Genomic DNA, 15673 nt, shown 5'->3' with positions numbered 1-15673 from the left:
ATGCTCAGGCCGCCTTGTCCAGTTCAAAGGCATCATGCAGTGCCTGAACAGCAAGTTCCATGTATTTCCTGTCGACAAGGACGGAAATTTTAATCTCAGAGGTTGTAATGACCTTGATGTTGATCCCCTCATCCGAGAGTACCTTGAACATCTTGGCCGCAACACCGGACTGTGACCGCATCCCGATCCCTACAACCGAGACCTTGCAAACATCGGTATCTGCGACCAGCTCGGCATAGTTCAGCTCGCCCGCATCCTTGATCGCCAGCAGCGCTTTTTCAGCCCGCGCAACCTGATCGGTCGGGCATGAAAAGGTCATGTCCGTACGCCCCTCGTCCGAGATGTTCTGCACGATCATGTCCACGTTCACGCCTTCATCGCTGAGCGCGGTAAAGATGATCGAGGCGATACCCGGGCGGTCCGCCACGGAAACGACGGTCATTTTGGCCTCGTCACGGGAATAGGCCACACCGGCCACAACATTGGATTCCATGATATCCTCCTCGTCGCAGACCAGTGTACCGGCCTCGTCGGATTGTTCTTCGAAACTTGAGAGAACGCGCAGTTTCACCTTGTACCGCATCGCCAGTTCGACCGAACGTGTCTGCAGCACCTTGGCCCCCAACGAGGCCAGTTCGAGCATTTCCTCGAACGAAATTCTGTCCAGTTTACGCGCCTTTTCACAGATGCGCGGGTCGGTGGTATAGACGCCGTCCACATCCGTATAGATATCGCACCGCTCGGCATCGAAGGCCGCGGCAAAGGCCACAGCGGTCGTGTCCGAGCCACCCCGACCCAGGGTAGTGATGCGACCTTCGGGGCTGATGCCCTGGAAACCGGCAACGACGGCGACCCGCATTCCTTCACCGAATTTCTGGTTCAGGTTGTCGGTCGGGATTTCCTCGATCCGCGCCTGGCTATGGGCGCTGGTGGTTTTCAGCGGCACCTGCCAGCCTTGCCAGCTGCGCGCCGGGATATCCATTTCCTGCAGCGTCAGCGCCATCAGACCGGCGGTGACATTCTCGCCCGAGGACACGACGGCGTCGTATTCGCGCGCATCATACAGCGGCGATGTTTCGTCGACCCAGCCTACAAGCTCGTTCGTCTTGCCGGACATGGCCGAGACGATGACGATCACGTCATAGCCCTTGGCCACTTCGACACCGATGCGTTTCGCAGCGCGGCGGATACGGTCAAGGTTGGCAACCGATGTGCCGCCGAATTTCATCACGAGTAAGGGCATGGGGGCAGGTGTCTCCGCGCCTTGGATTTCTGATCCCGAGCGTCTTATGCGAGGGGGGCCGCAAGGGCAAGAGTTCAAAACCAGTCGGATGGCCGCACCTGACCGCTTTACAACCGAACCCTAGGCTGTCAGCCTGCCTACGAATACTATCCCAGAGGTACCCCATGTTCCGCGTCGCTGCAGCCCTTGTCCTTTTGTCCTCACCTGCCCTTGCGCAAGTGTCCACGCTGGCCGCAACTGATGGCAAGAATGCACTGGGAACCATCCCCTGCGCCAAAGCCGGCGCAGCGCTTAGCAGTTGTCACGCCGAATTGCGCCATCACGACGATGGCACCACGACCCTTGCGGTCGGTTTGGGCGGCGGCGAAGTGCGCAGCATCTATTTTACGGATGGTGTACCGAGCTCAAGCAGCTCTCCGGCCCGCATCAGCCATGAAACCCGCGGGGATTTGACGGTGATCTTCATCGATCCCGATGAGGTGTACGAGGTTCCAACCGCGGCATTAAAACGTCAGTAAGCGTGCGGTTGGCCGTCCCAGGTTTCAAAACACCCAGTTGTTTCAAGTGACAGCACGCCAAAGCGGTCGACCAGCCCGTCGGCCGCCTGATCAACGGTAATGTCGCCCTGCGCACCGCCCATGTCGGTCTGCACCCAACCCGGATGATAGATTCCCACGGCGACACCATCCCCGCGCAGGTCCGTCGCCAGATTGCGCCCCAAATTCAGTGCCGCCGCTTTGGACGCGCGGTAGATGTAACTGCCGCCCGGCGCCCGCGTATGCGAGGCCATCTGTGACGACAGGATCGCGATCTTGCCCTTTGCGGCCTGAAGGTTGGGCAACAAAGCCTGCACGGTCAGAAACACGCCGGTCACATTGGTGGCAAAGCTTTGGGCCCACATCTCGGCCGGATAACCGTCCATGCCATGACCCTTGTCTTGATACACACCGGCGTTGCAGATCAGTAAGTCCACCGGACGCCCCGCCAGCCCTTCGGCCATTGCGCCATGTTGCGCGGGATCCGTGACATCCAGAACGACCTGTGCGGTTCCGTCACGGGCCGTACCGGTCACATCATGGCCTTGCGCCCGGTAGCGAGCCGCCAAGGCTTGGCCAATCCCTCGGTTGGCGCCGGTAATAACGATATGCATGGGTCAGTTCGTTTTTCTGGTGGGCAGGAAAGGAAGCGGTGCGACCGGCACGCCATCTTCGATCAGGGCTTTCGCTTCGTCGGGCTTGGCCTCACCATAAATCGCGCGATCAGGCGCGTCGCCCAGATGAATCTTGCGCGCCTCTTTGGCAAAATCCTTGCCAACATAGTCCGAATTCTCTTCGACCTTGCGGCGTAGTTCGGCCAGGACTTTTTCGATATCAGGCGACGGAGTAGCAACCTCGACCGGCTTTTCCTCAGGCTGCGAAGGCTGAGCGTTGCGCGCTGGACGTACGCGCGGGGTCATGATGGCCTTTTCAACTTGCACGTCACCGCACACCGCGCATGTCACCATGCCCGCAGATGCAAGTTTGTCGTAAGCGGCGGCCGATTGAAACCAACTGTCAAATGTATGGCCGTTGCTGCATTTCAATGCGTATTGAATCATGGTCCGTCCAATTTTCGGTAGCCAAATAGATACCGACAGACATGGCAAGATCAAGCCCTTGGCAAGGCGAGTTAGTGCAGAATTGCACCCAGTTTCCGTAACAATTGGGATAGTTCCGGTGAATTAACCAAATCAGCCGCTTTTTTGGGCGACACCCACTTGCTTTTGCGTTGACCCTGTTCAGGAAAGCTTGCCGAGGTCGACGTCACATGGAGAGGAAACACATCCACCTGACACAAAACAGGCCTTTTTTCGGTTCGGTTTTTGATATGGGTGAAAAATCCCATCGGATCGGGCGCGCATGAGCCCCTGACCCCGGCTTCCTCCCACGCTTCCTGCGTGGCGGTCTGAGCGGCGGACCTACCTTCGCTCAACCAACCCTTGGGTATGATCCAGCGCTTGGATTTGCGGGTTGTGATGAGCAGAACCTCAAGCCGACCTTCTTTGACCCTATAGCACAGAGCCGCAGATTGTCGGGCAATTCCAAGGTGTCTACCCTTGGGCTGCAAGCGGGCTGAAAGCCTTGCATCAGTCACGCCAAACCGCCTTTCAAGTCTATTCCGCTCCTCGATGCCAACCTTTAGTGTTTTTGGCTATTTTGCGATTGGCTAAAGTCAGAATACTATATGAAGGGGAAATTTCCAAGAAATTCGAGCAGGATTAGAGACGCGCCGCCAACTTCCGCACCAGATCCTCATGCGGGATATCGGCATCAATCGCCAGTCGACGCAGGCCGAAATGTACCCGGGCCACTTGCTGATAATAGCGCGTGTACACATAGTTCGTACCACCTCCGGCAATCGCGCCAAGAACCGGAACCGATTGCGCTGCCAGCTTTTGGCCCAAGACAATCGACAAACGCGGTGCGACGGCGGCAATCAGCTTCTGCATGGCTGGGCCTGTCAAGGTCAGGCGAACCGAGAAAAAGCCCAGATCGGCCCCGTCGTCGTAGGACAGTGGCCCAGCTGCCGACAGAACCTGAACGCAATCGAACTTGACGCCCTCTTCGGACGGATCAAACCCTTCGCGGGATGCGGCCCCCTGGATCGCACGCAGCAGCATGGCGGTGGTTGCAGGCAATTCCATCAGGGCCGTCGAAACACCACCCATGCCGCCTGCCGCCCCCATCGCCGTCGCGACCGCAGTGTTGACCCAGGGCTTTTGATCCGGGACAGCGCGGCGCGACCCCTCAGCCGCATGCATTGCCAACCAAAGCGCTTGTTCAGTCGCCCCGGTCAACCCTTGCCGTATAGGTTCGGGAAGCTGCTCCAACAGCGATTCAGCCGAACCGCCCAAACTGTTCAACAGCTTTACGCCCGGACCTCCGGCAGACCGGTAGTATTTGGCCAGCCGATCCAGCTCGGCCTCGGCATCCAGTTTCTCGACAAGAAGCACGTCCTGCATAAAAGCCCTCCTGCGATTAAACATCGGGGCTGAAAGCTGCGGTTTCAATAGTTCAGCGCGTCCAGCGGGTCACCGCACCCCGAACGTTGGACCAGACACCGGGTGTCAATTCCACCCCCAAAACCCGGTCAGGGTTGGTCGGGGGCGGCATCTCTACTCCCGCAAGTCGAGTGAACCCAAACCGCGCATAGTAAGGCGCATCGCCGACCAGCATCACCCTGTGCCAACCCATTTCGCGGCCCGCCTCAAGCCCCTGATGGATCAGGAAACCGCCCAATCCTTCGCCCTGATGGGTCGGGTGAACAGCAACAGGCCCCAAAAGCAGCGCATCATGTTCACCGACGTGAACCGGCCAGAACCGGATCGCACCGGCCAGAATGCCCTGCCCATCGCGCGCGACCAGAGACAGTCCGGGCACAGGTGGAACATCATCACGCAAACGGTATGAGGACAGCGCTTCGCGACCGGGCGCAAAGCACAGGTCATAAAGAGCCTCGACCTCCCACCAGTCGTCGGGCTTTTCCGGCCTGATCTCGAACTGCTGCACTCCCGCCCTCTTTTCCTTGCTGGCATTCGCCCTAGCACTTCGGTACGCCTTGGGCAAACGCTTGGAGACCTTATGTTCTATCGCCCCGAAGACGGCCACGGCCTGCCGCACAACCCATTCAATGCAATTATCACGCCGCGGCCAATCGGCTGGATCTCATCCCGCGACGCCGATGGGATCAACAACCTGGCCCCCTATTCCTTCTTCAACGGCGTTGCCTATACGCCGCCACAAGTCATGTTTGCCTCAACCGGCACCAAACACGATCAGGACGGAACAAAGGACAGCCTGGCCAATATCGAGGCGACCGGCGTCTTCTGCGTCAACGTGGTGGCCCATGGGCATCGAGACGCAATGAACGCCAGCTCGGCTGGACTTCCCAAACATGTCGATGAATTTGGCCATGCGGGATTGACCCCGATCGAATGTGAAACCATCCCATGCGCGCGGATCGAAGGTGCACCGGCGGCCTTGGAATGTAAGCTGACGCGCATAGTTACCCTGCCAGGCGAGGCAAATCGGGTTGTTTTTGGAGAGGTCACCGGCGTGCATCTCCGGGACGACTGCATCATCGACGGTATGTTTGACGTCACAACGTTCCGACCGCTGGCGCGGCTTGGGTATCGGGACTACTCGGTGGTCACCGAGTTGTTCAGCCTTTCCAGACCGGATGATTGATGCCCCTACCTGACCCATCTCGCAGATACCCGGTCACGCTTCCCGACGGTGCCGAGCATCGTGGCACTGTTTTTCTGTCGCAAGCCATCGATCACCCAAGATTTGAGGCCGGCGCGTTCAGCTATGCTTCGGATTTCGACGCACCAGAGGATTGGGCCACCCGTCTGGCACCCTACCTATTCCCCTTTTCTCGGGAAAAGCTGGTGCTGGGAAAGTTCTGCCAGATCGCCCATGGCGTTCGGTTCATCACGTCCTCAGCCAATCATGCGATGAATGGGCTGACCAGCTTTCCGTTTCCGGTGTTCGACCCCGAGCGGATGACAGGCTACCAGCCGGATACGCGCGACACGCTTATCGGGCACGATGTCTGGATCGGCTATGGCGCAATGATCCTGCCCGGTGCGCAGATCGGATCCGGAGCAATCATCGGAGCCGGGTCCGTCGTTCGCGGCGAAGTACCGCCCTATGCGATCGTCACCGGAAACCCGGCCGAAGTGCGACGCTTTCGCTTCGGCGAGGACACCATCAACCGACTTCTTGCTTTGAGTTGGTGGGAATGGCCCGCCGAGGTGATCGCCGAAGCAGAAGGCGAGCTGCTGGCTGGAAACATCGAAGAACTGGAACGGATTGCTCCAAAATAAAAGGCGGCCAAATCGGCCACCTTTTATTCAGTGGCCGCCCAGAATACCGGTACGGACCGAGTAATCCACCGCCAGTTCGTAATCCGGGTCATCGTCGCTGTCGACCATCAGGTGACCGGCCTTGTTCAGCAGCTTGTGACAATCGCGGCTCAGGTGGCGCAGCATTACGCGTTTACCTGCGGCCTCATACTTGGCTGCGATGTTTTCAATTGCCTGCAAAGCCGATTGGTCCACAACGCGGCTTTCTGCAAAGTCCACGATCACCGTGTCCGGGTCGTTCGGAATATCGAACAGTTCGATAAACCCATCGGACGAGCCGAAGAAAAGCGGCCCTTGAATTTCATACACCTTGGCGCCCTCTTCCGTGGCCGAGTCACGCGTGACGGCGTGGATGCGTTTGGCGTTGTTCCAGGCATAGGCCAGAGCTGAGACGATCACGCCAACCACAACGGCGACCGCAAGGTCTTCCATCACGGTTACAACGGTTACCAGCACAATGACGAAGGCATCTGTCAGGGGTACCTTGCGCATGATCTTGAACGAGTTCCACGCGAAGGTGCCGATCACCACCATAAACATCACGCCGACCAGAGCGGCGAGCGGGATTTGTTCAATTAGGGGCGAGGCAAACAGGATGAAGATCAGCAGGAACAGCGCCGCCGCGATCCCCGCGATGCGGGTGCGACCGCCGGATTTCACGTTGATCATCGACTGACCGATCATCGCGCAACCGCCCATACCGCCGAAGAAGCCGGTGACAACGTTGGCCGCGCCTTGGGCGATACATTCCTGCGAAGCCCCTCCACGCTTGCCCGTAATCTCTCCGACAAGGTTCAGGGTCAGCAGCGATTCAATCAGACCGATGGCCGCGAGGATGACAGCATAGGGCAGGATGATCTCGAATGTTTCCCAGTTCAGCGGCACCATCGGGATATGGAATTGCGGCAGTCCGCCCTCGATCGAGGCCAGATCACCGACACGCGGCACGTCCAGCCCAAAGCCGATCACCAGAGCCGCAACGACGACGATCCCGGCCAAGGGCGCGGGAACGATGCGCGTGATACGAGGCATGATCCAGATCACCGCCATGGTCAGGGCAACAAGTCCCAGCATGGTGTACAGTTGCAGGCCCGACAGCCATTCTCCACCGCCTACGCCGTGACCAGTGTTCTCCATCGTGCCCGGGACCTTGAACTGACCCATCTGGGCCAGGAAAATCACGATCGCCAGACCATTCACAAAACCCAGCATCACAGGGTGCGGCACCAGACGTATAAACCTGCCCCAATGCATCGCGCCCGCAATGACCTGAAGGATGCCCATCAAGACCACAGTCGCGAACAGGTATTCCACGCCGTGCTCGGCCACCAGCGCCACCATCACAACGGCCAAAGCCCCAGTTGCACCCGAGATCATGCCCGGACGGCCGCCAATCAGCGCAGTGATCAGACCAACCAGAAACGCCGCATAAAGCCCAACCAACGGGTGAACACCGGCCACAAAAGCAAAAGCCACAGCTTCGGGAACCAGCGCTAGAGCAACGGTCAGACCCGACAACAGCTCGATCCGCAGGCGCGAGACCGTTAGCCCCTCATCCGGCATCCAGCGGAGATCGGGTTTGGCTATACGATTGGCAAAACTTGCCAGCATGGCTCGGGGCATAGGACGTCCTGTGGGTTTGTGCGCGCGAAAGGGGCCTTTTACCCATCCTATGCGGCATGAGATACCGCGCTCAGCGGGACCCTGATATGCACCCCGCGCATAGCTGCCTTAAGAATTACACAAACCCTTGAAGCCACTTGCCAAACCATCAACCGCCACGCAGAACTCTGAAAACAGTTTTTCACGCGGAGAGCAGCCATGACCCAAACCAAACTCGCTATCATCGGCGGATCCGGCATTTATGACATCGACGGGCTGGAGAATGCGGAATGGGTCACCGTTGAAACGCCATGGGGCGAACCCTCGGACGAGATCCTGACCGGGTCGCTGAACGGGGTCGAGATGGCTTTTCTGCCCCGGCACGGGCGCGGTCACGTACATTCTCCGACCGAGGTGCCCTACCGCGCCAATATTGACGCGCTGAAACGGCTGGGTGTGACGGACGTGATCTCGGTCTCGGCCTGTGGATCGTTCCGGGAACACATGGCTCCGGGCGATTTCGTGATCGTCGATCAGTTCATCGACCGGACTTTTGCGCGCGACAAAAGCTTTTTCGGCACCGGCTGCGTCGCCCATGTCAGCGTCGCGCACCCCACTTGCCTGCGTCTGTCGGACGCGTGCGAGACTGCTGGCAAGGCGGCTGGGATCAACATCCACCGTGGTGGGACTTATCTGGCAATGGAAGGCCCTCTTTTCTCGACCCTGGCGGAATCCAAAATGTACCGCGAGCAGTGGGGCTGTGATGTGGTGGGCATGACCAATATGCCCGAGGCCAAACTCGCCCGCGAGGCCGAGCTTTGCTATGCCTCGGTCGCGATGGTCACCGACTACGACAGCTGGCATCCGGACCATGGCGAGGTTGATGTGACCGCCATTATCGCGACGCTGACCGGAAATGCCGACAAAGGCCGTGCTCTGGTCAAGGGTCTGCCTGATTTACTGGGGGCCGAGCGCGCGCCCTGCCCTCATGGCTGCGACAGAGCGTTGGAATATGCCATCCTGACAGCGCCGGATAAGCGCGACCCGGCCTTGCTGGCCAAGCTGGATGCGGTTGCCGGTCGGGTTCTCTGATTAGCGCACTCAGTTCGCGGGTAAGGCTTGTTGCACCTGATCCCACAGTCCGTGTGACCACAGGTCATTGTGAGTGCCATCCGGGATGACGTGGATTTCCGCCGTGTCCCCTGCCATTGCAGCCAGAGCTTCACCATGATGCAGCGGGACCGTTTCGTCTTCGGTCCCGTGGAAGATCAGCGTGGGAACCGTAATGCCTTCGATCAAGTCACGTGTCGCGAATTGATCCCGCATCAGAGCATGCACCGGCAACCAGGGGTACCTTTCCGCTGCAACGTCGACCGTTGCAGTGAACGGAGCCTCTAGCACCAGTAATTGCGCATTCGGACGTTGTTCCGCCACAGCGGCCGCCACGGCGGTTCCAAGGCTTTGACCATGCAGCACAACCGGCACGCCGTCGCTGTTCAAGTGGTCATACAATTGAACGCCATCCGAGATCAGCGCAAATTCGGACGGCTCGCCCTCGCTGCCCGGATAACCGCGATAGCTGGGGGCCAGCAAGCCGAAGCCACTGTTCAGGATCTCTCTCATCCGGTCGGCCCGGTCGCCCAGATTCCCCGTTTGACCGTGAAAAAACAGAACTGTTGGCGCACCCTCGGTCGCGGGCGGGGCAGACCAGGCAGTCAGTGTGGTACCATCGGACATCGTCAGCGAAACGGTCTCGACATCGGCCAGACCAACCATGTTGGGCGCGGGCAGCTCACCTTCTGGTTTGAACAGCAACGATTGCTGGTTCACATACATATAGCCGACGATGCCCGCGTAGATCACCGCGAGCAGTGGCACCATCAGGATAAGCGCACCCTTGACACGAACGCCAAGCGACGGGCCTGTATCCGGTGCGGCACCTGCATTTGTGTGATCAGTCTGAACCATCGGCTTCTCCGTGAAACATGGCCCAAGTTTGGGGACGGACTGTCCCGTTTCAAGCCACACGTTCCAGAGTTAATCCAATCTTTATACTTGTTGCCCCATTGCACAGCTCGTTTTCTTTTTTCCAAGCCATCTTGAAACGAGGCGCTCTGCCCACCGATCTGTTGCCCAAGCAATGCCCACCAAGCCACTGGCAAACCAAAGGAATAACATGCAAAGACTTGCCGCTTTGGACGCAGCCCGCTTTCTGGCGTTCTGCGGAATGGTTCTGGTGAACTTTCGCATCGCAGCCCAAGTTGAACCCGGTCACGATTGGGCCTCGGTCGTGATCGGCTCGCTGGAAGGACGCGCGGCGGCCCTGTTCGTCGTTCTGGCCGGTATCGGAGTGGGGCTGTCGACCGTTACAACCTCGGATCTGCTACGGCGCGCAGCGTTCCTGTTTGTTTTGGGCTTGATCAACATGACGGTGTTCGACGCCGACATTCTGCACTTCTACGCCCTATACTTCGTCGTTGGCGCGATGTTTTTGACAGCCTCCACCGGCGTGCTGTGGCTGGGGGCCGCCGGGGTGGTCACACTGGCAATCGGTGCCACCATGATCTTCAACTACGACCTTGGTTGGGATTGGGACACGCTGACCTACACCGATCTATGGACCCTTCCCGGCTTTTTGCGGAACCTGTTTTTCAACGGCTGGCACCCGGTTCTGCCTTGGGCTGCCTTCCTGCTGATCGGCATGGCCATCGGTCGGTCCGAGCTCCACACACTATGCATCCAGCACCGGCTGATCATGTGGGGTTTCGGAGCCGCCGTGTTTGCGCTGTTTCCACAAATTTTGGCGACAGACCCCGATCTGGCGACCTATCTGGGCACCGAGGCCATCCCTCCGGGGCCGTTCTATATCGTTGCAGGCACTGGTTCGGCATGTGTCGTGATCGGGCTGCTCCTGAAACTCTGGCCAAAGATCGAGAGACTGGGAATCGGCCCAGCCCTGACCGCGCCGGGACGGCAGAGCCTGACCTTGTATATGGCGCATATCCTGATTGGCATGGGCATTCTGGAAGAAGCCGGGTTGCTGGACGGATCTCTCAGCGCGCCGCAGGTTTTTGCCTGTGTGTTGGCCTTCTGCGTTTTGTCATCCATCTTTGCCTTGCTTTGGTCGCGAAAATTCAAACGCGGTCCGCTTGAGGCGCTGATGCGGTTTGTCACTCAGCCACGAGGGGCTTGACCTTCGGCTCCGGCCAAGGCTTGCTGCGGAAAATGCAAAGATAGGATTTCTAATGTCCCTGGACCTTTGGCTTGCCTTTGTTGCTGCCTCCACAGCCTTGCTGCTGATCCCCGGGCCGACCGTTTTGCTGGTGCTCAGCTATGCCTTGTCCAAGGGGCGGAGTGTTGCGGTGGCCTCGGCGACGGGTGTGGCCGTTGGCGATCTGGTGGCGATGACCGCCTCGCTTTTGGGGTTGGGAGCCTTGGTTTTGGCATCGGCCACATTGTTCACTGCACTTAAATGGGTTGGGGCTGCATATCTGATCTGGTTGGGGATCAAACTGCTGCGCAGCGCACCGTCGAGCGGCTTGGAGACAGTCGATACTGGACGTGATGTCACGGCGCAAAGCGTCTTTGGGCATGCCGCCGCCGTGACCGCGTTGAACCCAAAATCCATCGCCTTCTTCATCGCATTTGTTCCGCAGTTCCTGCGTCCGGCTGACCCTTTGGGGCCGCAGTTTGTGATCCTGATCGCCACTTTCGTCGGTTTGGCATGGCTGAACGCGCTGGCCTATGCACTGTTGGCCGACAGGCTGCGTCGCATGATCGGCCGTGCAGGTGTCATCACCGCGATGACCCGGTTCGGAGGGCTGACACTGATTGGAATGGGTATGGCCACAGCGGTTTTACGCCGCCCGGCCTGACGCTTATTCTTCGGCGTGTTCCTTCATGAACCCGCGAATGAACCGCCGGATTTCCCGCGCGGCTGAAGTGTCAAGTTCCTTGCACAGCTCGACAAAAGCGTCCCGTTCATCCTTGTCCAGGCGCAAGACCAACTGACTGTTTTTCTTGGTCGAGCCCTTGCCGTCTTTCTTGCCCACGCGTTCTATCCCTACCAAACCTTGATTCTTTTTGCGATGCATTGTATATACATCGCATAGAAGTTGTAGTTATCGAGCAAGTAACAATAAAAAAGGATTATGGCAATGAACCTTCATGTGGCTCAGGCATTTCTTTTGCGAGATCAGCGCAATTGGCGCAAACCGCACCTGTCGTGGTTACCCGCCGCGCTGTACCGTTACTATGGACTGCCCAAGGCAACGCCGGAACACCGCAAGTAAACCTGACGGTAATCTTTTCTTGCATGACTGACCCCAATGGGCCAAACAGCCCAGCGTGTTTTGACGCCAGAGGGGTTGGCCATGTCCAGAAACAAGTCGGTCAAGGATTACATTCGGACCATCGTTGATTTCCCGCACGAAGGGATCATGTTCCGGGATGTCACCACCCTGTTTGCTGACCCGCGTGGTTTCCGCATGGCCATCGACCAGATGCTGCACCCTTATGCGGGTGAACGCATCGACAAAGTCGTCGGGCTTGAGGCGCGCGGTTTCATCCTTGGCGGCGCCATCGCACACCAGCTGAGCGTCGGCTTTGTCCCGATCCGCAAAAAGGGCAAGCTCCCCGGCACCACCATCAGTCAGGACTATAAACTGGAATACGGCGAAGCCATCGTCGAGATTCACGACGACGCTATCCAACCGGGCGAGAAGATCCTTGTTGTTGACGATCTTCTGGCCACCGGCGGCACTGCGGCGGCGGGCATCAAACTGATCGAACGTCTGGGCGGCGAGATTGTCTCGTGCTCTTTCATCATCGACCTGCCGGAACTGGGCGGACGCAAAGTGCTTGAAGAAATGGGCATGGACGTTCTCGTCCTGTGCGAATTCGAAGGGCTGTAAGACTCCGCGCAATCACAAAAACGTGAGTGGAAATTCGGAGCCGTGCAGGCTTAGCCCGGATCGCATCCCGTTCAACCCAAACTTATCGACACATTCAGTGATCTCTTTTTGAGAGCGGCGCGTACCCCCGTTGATGCCACCAAGGGCATACCAACAAGGGAATACAGACCATGTTTCGCAAACTCGCAATCGCCGGTGTCGCAAGCCTTTTCGTGGGAACTGCCGCTTACGCTGACGGTCACTCCAAGGATATCGTCGACACAGCAGTCGGCGCTGGAAGCTTTGAAACCCTCGTCGCAGCTGTCCAAGCCGCCGAGTTGGTAGACACGCTGAAAGGCGAAGGCCCATTCACCGTCTTTGCACCTACGGATGAAGCATTTGCAGCACTGCCCGAAGGCACGGTTGAAACGCTGCTGAAACCCGAGAACAAAGACCAACTTGTCGCGGTCCTGACCTATCATGTGGTGCCCGGCAAAGTGATGTCCGGCGATCTGTCTGACGACATGAAAGCCGCGACCGTTCAGGGCGGCGAGATTACGATCGATCTGGATAACGGTGTCATGATCAACGACGCGAATGTAGTTCAGGCTGATATCGAGACGTCGAATGGCGTGATCCATGTCATCGACAAGGTGATCCTGCCTGAATCGTAACTTCTGCGGGCGGCCCGTGCCACACGGGCCGCTCTTACGCCTTCAGAACTGCCCCGGGGTTCATGATACCCTTGGGATCAAGGGCCGATTTTATCGCACGCATTGCCGACAGTTTGACCGGGTCTCCGTATCGCTCCAGATCATCGGTCTTTAGACGACCAATTCCGTGTTCGGCACTGACAGACCCCGAAAATTCATCGACCAAGTCATGAACAGCGCGTTTGATCGGCCCGCGTTGTGCATCGTATTCAGATCGGTCGTGCCCCGCAGGTGGGAAGACGTTGTAGTGCAGATTGCCGTCGCCCAAATGCCCGAAACAGTTGATCCGGAACGGCCCCAAGGCGCCAATGGCATCGGACCCGCGCTGAATAAACTCGGGAATCCGCGAGATCGGCACCGAGATATCGTGACTGGATACCGACCCGATCAACCGGTTGGCCTCGGGGATTTGTTCACGCACGGCCCATAGTTCCGAACGCTGTGCTTCGCTTTGCGCAACCACCGCATCGCTTACCAAATCGCGATGCTCTGCCGCTTCGTACAAAGCCATCAGAGCTTCCGACGGTGATATTCCGCCAGACAGCCCCAACTCGATCAACACCATCCATTCAGGTTGCGTGGCAAAGGGTTGGCGGATATCCGGCAGCACCTCAGACAGGAACTGCAGACCCTGTTTGTGGATCAGCTCAAAGGTACTGACGCCCTCTCCCACCTGATCGCGCGCCAATGCGAGCAGATCAATCGCAGCTTCCGGCGATTCCACTTGAAACATGGCCGTCCCCACACCTTGAGGGCGTGGAAACAGCTTCAGGGACGCCGCTGTGATAATGCCCAACGTCCCCTCTGCCCCTATCAGCAGGTTTCGCAGGTCGTAACCGGTATTGTCTTTGCGCAATCGGCTTAGGCCGTGCCAGATTTCACCATTCGGCAGAACCGCCTCAAGCCCAAGGCACAGGTCACGTGCATTACCATATCGCAGAACATTGACGCCACCAGCATTGGTCGCAAGGTTGCCACCGATCCGGCATGATCCCTGCGCCGCAAGCGCCAGCGGGAACACCCGTTCCGCCTCTTCTGCAGCGGCCTGCACATCCGCCAAAATCGCACCGGCCTCAGCAATCAAAATGTTCTCAGCCGGATAGACTGCACGGATGGCCGCCATCCGTTCCAACGAAATCAGCAAGGGTGCCGGGCCTTCGCCCATTACCTGCCCACCCACAAGACCGGTGCCGCCGCCGTATGGCACAACCGGGACCGAAGCGTCGCAGGCCAAGCGCACCAAGGTTGAAACCTCTTGCGCCGTCCGAGGCAAGGCTAGAACTCCCACCTGGCCCGCAAACCTGCGGCGCGGCTCTTCCAAGTATCGAGGGTCAATGGGTCGCAACACCTCTTCGCCTAAAACAGCGCGAATTGACCGGGCGAATGTGTCGTCAGCAGGGTTTAGTGTCATGCCCTTTCCTTGCCCAAGTACCACGCCTCGGCAAGCCCTATTCCAGGTCAATCAGGTATTGAGGCTCCAATACCACGACCGTCGGTCGATCCGGCAAATTGCGCAGGGACACCGTGATCTCGGACACGCCTTTTCGCTCGACCGGAAAATCATTGCGGATATCGACCAGGAACCGATCCAAAGAAAACCCCGAGAACCAGTGCATTGGAATAATAACCGAGCTTTTTAGGCGTTTTAGCACGGTGATCATGTCAGGCAGCGGCATGGTCGTTCCGCCATCCACAGCCGCCATGACCACGTCCAGCCGACCCAGCGCAGCGAACTGCTCATCCGAAGGCACGTGATGCAGATGTCCCAGATGACCGATGCACAGCCCCTCGACCTCGAACACAAAGATCGAGTTTCCCCTCTCCTCATACCCGCCATAGGAGGACCGGATATCCGTCGACACATTGCGCACCAACATCTCACCCAGATCCAAGTAGTGTTCGATCCCCTGCCCGAACTCTCCCCAACCTGGCAACACATGCGGAATGGCCGGGTCCGGGTTAGCCGTCCAGTGGGTGCTGTGGGCATGGTTCATAGTCACCACATCCGGGATCAGATCGGCGCTCCCGATAAATCCGGTAAAGTCCGTGACAGCGTTCAACCCGCCTTGGGTCTGAATCAGAAAAGAGGCATGGGCAATATAACTGATCCTGACCGAGAACTCAGGCACCGGGTCCTGCCAAGCGGCTTTGTGAATGTACTCAATACCCGGTGCAGCGTCCGCGATAGCGATGCAATGGCTCGGCCGACGCTCCTGCGCCACAGCACCACCCGCAATCATCATCAGCCCGACAAGAATCCACCGCATGGCTCAATACTAGCGCAAGCGCTCGCCAAGTCATGCACCTTGTTAATCTG

The 15673-nt window shown here is 58.3% G+C and carries 20 protein-coding genes; 9 read left to right on the top strand and 11 right to left on the bottom strand.

Features of this window, described 5'->3' with window-relative positions:
• Positions 1-4: 4 nt before the first annotated feature.
• Positions 5-1243: an aspartate kinase gene (locus ACR0MV_RS15600; RefSeq protein WP_170426662.1), complete on the bottom strand. Its 1239-nt coding sequence runs from the start codon at positions 1241-1243 to the stop codon at positions 5-7.
• Between the two features lie 164 nt (positions 1244-1407).
• Between ACR0MV_RS15600 and ACR0MV_RS15595 the strand changes: the two genes are divergently transcribed.
• Positions 1408-1761, top strand: coding sequence for a hypothetical protein (locus ACR0MV_RS15595; RefSeq protein WP_170426663.1), 354 nt, complete (start codon positions 1408-1410; stop codon positions 1759-1761).
• Here ACR0MV_RS15595 and ACR0MV_RS15590 read toward each other — a convergent pair.
• From ACR0MV_RS15590 to ACR0MV_RS15570, 5 genes are all read right to left on the bottom strand, one after another.
• Positions 1755-2393, bottom strand: coding sequence for an SDR family NAD(P)-dependent oxidoreductase (locus tag ACR0MV_RS15590; protein ID WP_480702721.1), 639 nt, complete (start codon positions 2391-2393; stop codon positions 1755-1757). The two genes, ACR0MV_RS15595 and ACR0MV_RS15590, sit on opposite strands and share 7 nt — an antisense overlap.
• Before the next feature lie 3 nt (positions 2394-2396).
• Complete coding sequence (locus ACR0MV_RS15585; RefSeq protein WP_480702720.1) at positions 2397-2840, bottom strand: DUF1178 family protein; 444 nt, start codon at positions 2838-2840, stop codon at positions 2397-2399.
• A gap of 71 nt (positions 2841-2911) precedes the next feature.
• Positions 2912-3376, bottom strand: coding sequence for an NUDIX hydrolase (locus ACR0MV_RS15580; protein ID WP_480702719.1), 465 nt, complete (start codon positions 3374-3376; stop codon positions 2912-2914).
• 124 nt (positions 3377-3500) lie between these two features.
• Positions 3501-4244: an EcsC family protein gene (locus ACR0MV_RS15575; protein ID WP_170465474.1), complete on the bottom strand. Its 744-nt coding sequence runs from the start codon at positions 4242-4244 to the stop codon at positions 3501-3503.
• 52 nt (positions 4245-4296) lie between these two features.
• Positions 4297-4791, bottom strand: coding sequence for a GNAT family N-acetyltransferase (locus ACR0MV_RS15570; protein WP_480702718.1), 495 nt, complete (start codon positions 4789-4791; stop codon positions 4297-4299).
• Positions 4792-4863: 72 nt separating this feature from the next.
• On the opposite strand from ACR0MV_RS15570, the gene ACR0MV_RS15565 reads away from it, so the two are divergent.
• Complete coding sequence (locus ACR0MV_RS15565; RefSeq protein WP_480702717.1) at positions 4864-5469, top strand: flavin reductase family protein; 606 nt, start codon at positions 4864-4866, stop codon at positions 5467-5469.
• The gene (locus ACR0MV_RS15560) at positions 5469-6110 is read left to right on the top strand and encodes a CatB-related O-acetyltransferase (protein WP_480702716.1); all 642 of its coding nucleotides are present in this window, start codon (positions 5469-5471) and stop codon (positions 6108-6110) included. The genes ACR0MV_RS15565 and ACR0MV_RS15560 overlap by 1 nt, the downstream gene beginning before the upstream one ends.
• Positions 6111-6137: 27 nt before the next feature.
• Here ACR0MV_RS15560 and ACR0MV_RS15555 read toward each other — a convergent pair whose 3' ends face one another.
• On the bottom strand, positions 6138-7772 hold the full coding sequence (locus ACR0MV_RS15555; RefSeq protein ID WP_480702715.1) for a SulP family inorganic anion transporter: 1635 nt from the start codon (positions 7770-7772) through the stop codon (positions 6138-6140).
• Between the two features lie 198 nt (positions 7773-7970).
• Here ACR0MV_RS15555 and ACR0MV_RS15550 point away from each other — a divergent pair, with 198 nt between their 5' ends.
• Positions 7971-8843, top strand: coding sequence for an S-methyl-5'-thioadenosine phosphorylase (locus ACR0MV_RS15550; protein WP_480702714.1), 873 nt, complete (start codon positions 7971-7973; stop codon positions 8841-8843).
• 9 nt (positions 8844-8852) lie between these two features.
• Here the strand turns inward: ACR0MV_RS15550 and ACR0MV_RS15545 are convergent, their stop codons facing one another.
• A complete protein-coding gene (locus ACR0MV_RS15545; protein WP_170426673.1) occupies positions 8853-9719 on the bottom strand; it encodes an alpha/beta hydrolase in 867 nt (288 codons plus the stop codon).
• Positions 9720-9927: 208 nt separating this feature from the next.
• On the opposite strand from ACR0MV_RS15545, the gene ACR0MV_RS15540 reads away from it, so the two are divergent.
• The gene (locus ACR0MV_RS15540) at positions 9928-10944 is read left to right on the top strand and encodes a DUF418 domain-containing protein (RefSeq protein WP_480702712.1); all 1017 of its coding nucleotides are present in this window, start codon (positions 9928-9930) and stop codon (positions 10942-10944) included.
• Between the two features lie 52 nt (positions 10945-10996).
• Positions 10997-11626 carry a LysE family translocator gene (locus ACR0MV_RS15535; protein WP_480702711.1) on the top strand — a complete coding sequence of 210 codons (630 nt, stop codon included), beginning with the start codon at positions 10997-10999 and terminating at the stop codon, positions 11624-11626.
• Positions 11627-11629: 3 nt separating this feature from the next.
• Here the strand turns inward: ACR0MV_RS15535 and ACR0MV_RS15530 are convergent, their stop codons facing one another.
• Positions 11630-11803 carry a hypothetical protein gene (locus tag ACR0MV_RS15530; RefSeq protein WP_170426676.1) on the bottom strand — a complete coding sequence of 58 codons (174 nt, stop codon included), beginning with the start codon at positions 11801-11803 and terminating at the stop codon, positions 11630-11632.
• 105 nt (positions 11804-11908) lie between these two features.
• Between ACR0MV_RS15530 and ACR0MV_RS15525 the strand changes: the two genes are divergently transcribed.
• The 3 genes from ACR0MV_RS15525 (at position 11909) to ACR0MV_RS15515 (ending at position 13317) form a co-directional block, all read left to right on the top strand.
• Positions 11909-12043, top strand: coding sequence for a hypothetical protein (locus tag ACR0MV_RS15525; protein WP_280636802.1), 135 nt, complete (start codon positions 11909-11911; stop codon positions 12041-12043).
• Positions 12044-12124: 81 nt separating this feature from the next.
• The gene (locus ACR0MV_RS15520) at positions 12125-12664 is read left to right on the top strand and encodes an adenine phosphoribosyltransferase (RefSeq protein WP_480702709.1); all 540 of its coding nucleotides are present in this window, start codon (positions 12125-12127) and stop codon (positions 12662-12664) included.
• 170 nt (positions 12665-12834) lie between these two features.
• On the top strand, positions 12835-13317 hold the full coding sequence (locus ACR0MV_RS15515; RefSeq protein WP_170426678.1) for a fasciclin domain-containing protein: 483 nt from the start codon (positions 12835-12837) through the stop codon (positions 13315-13317).
• 34 nt (positions 13318-13351) lie between these two features.
• On the opposite strand, the gene ACR0MV_RS15510 is transcribed toward ACR0MV_RS15515, so the two are convergent.
• Together ACR0MV_RS15510 and ACR0MV_RS15505 are read right to left on the bottom strand one after the other, a co-directional pair.
• Positions 13352-14767 (bottom strand): FAD-binding oxidoreductase, encoded by a 1416-nt coding sequence (locus ACR0MV_RS15510; RefSeq protein WP_480702708.1) that lies wholly within the window; start codon positions 14765-14767, stop codon positions 13352-13354.
• 37 nt (positions 14768-14804) lie between these two features.
• Entirely contained in the window at positions 14805-15623 is an 819-nt protein-coding gene (locus ACR0MV_RS15505; protein WP_480702707.1) for an MBL fold metallo-hydrolase, read from the bottom strand.
• Between the last annotated feature and the right edge of the window lie 50 nt (positions 15624-15673).

Source organism: Ruegeria sp. BC3 (genome assembly GCF_056539265.1).
Note: the sequence above shows the minus strand (reverse complement) of the source record. Positions and strands in the feature narration are given on the sequence as shown.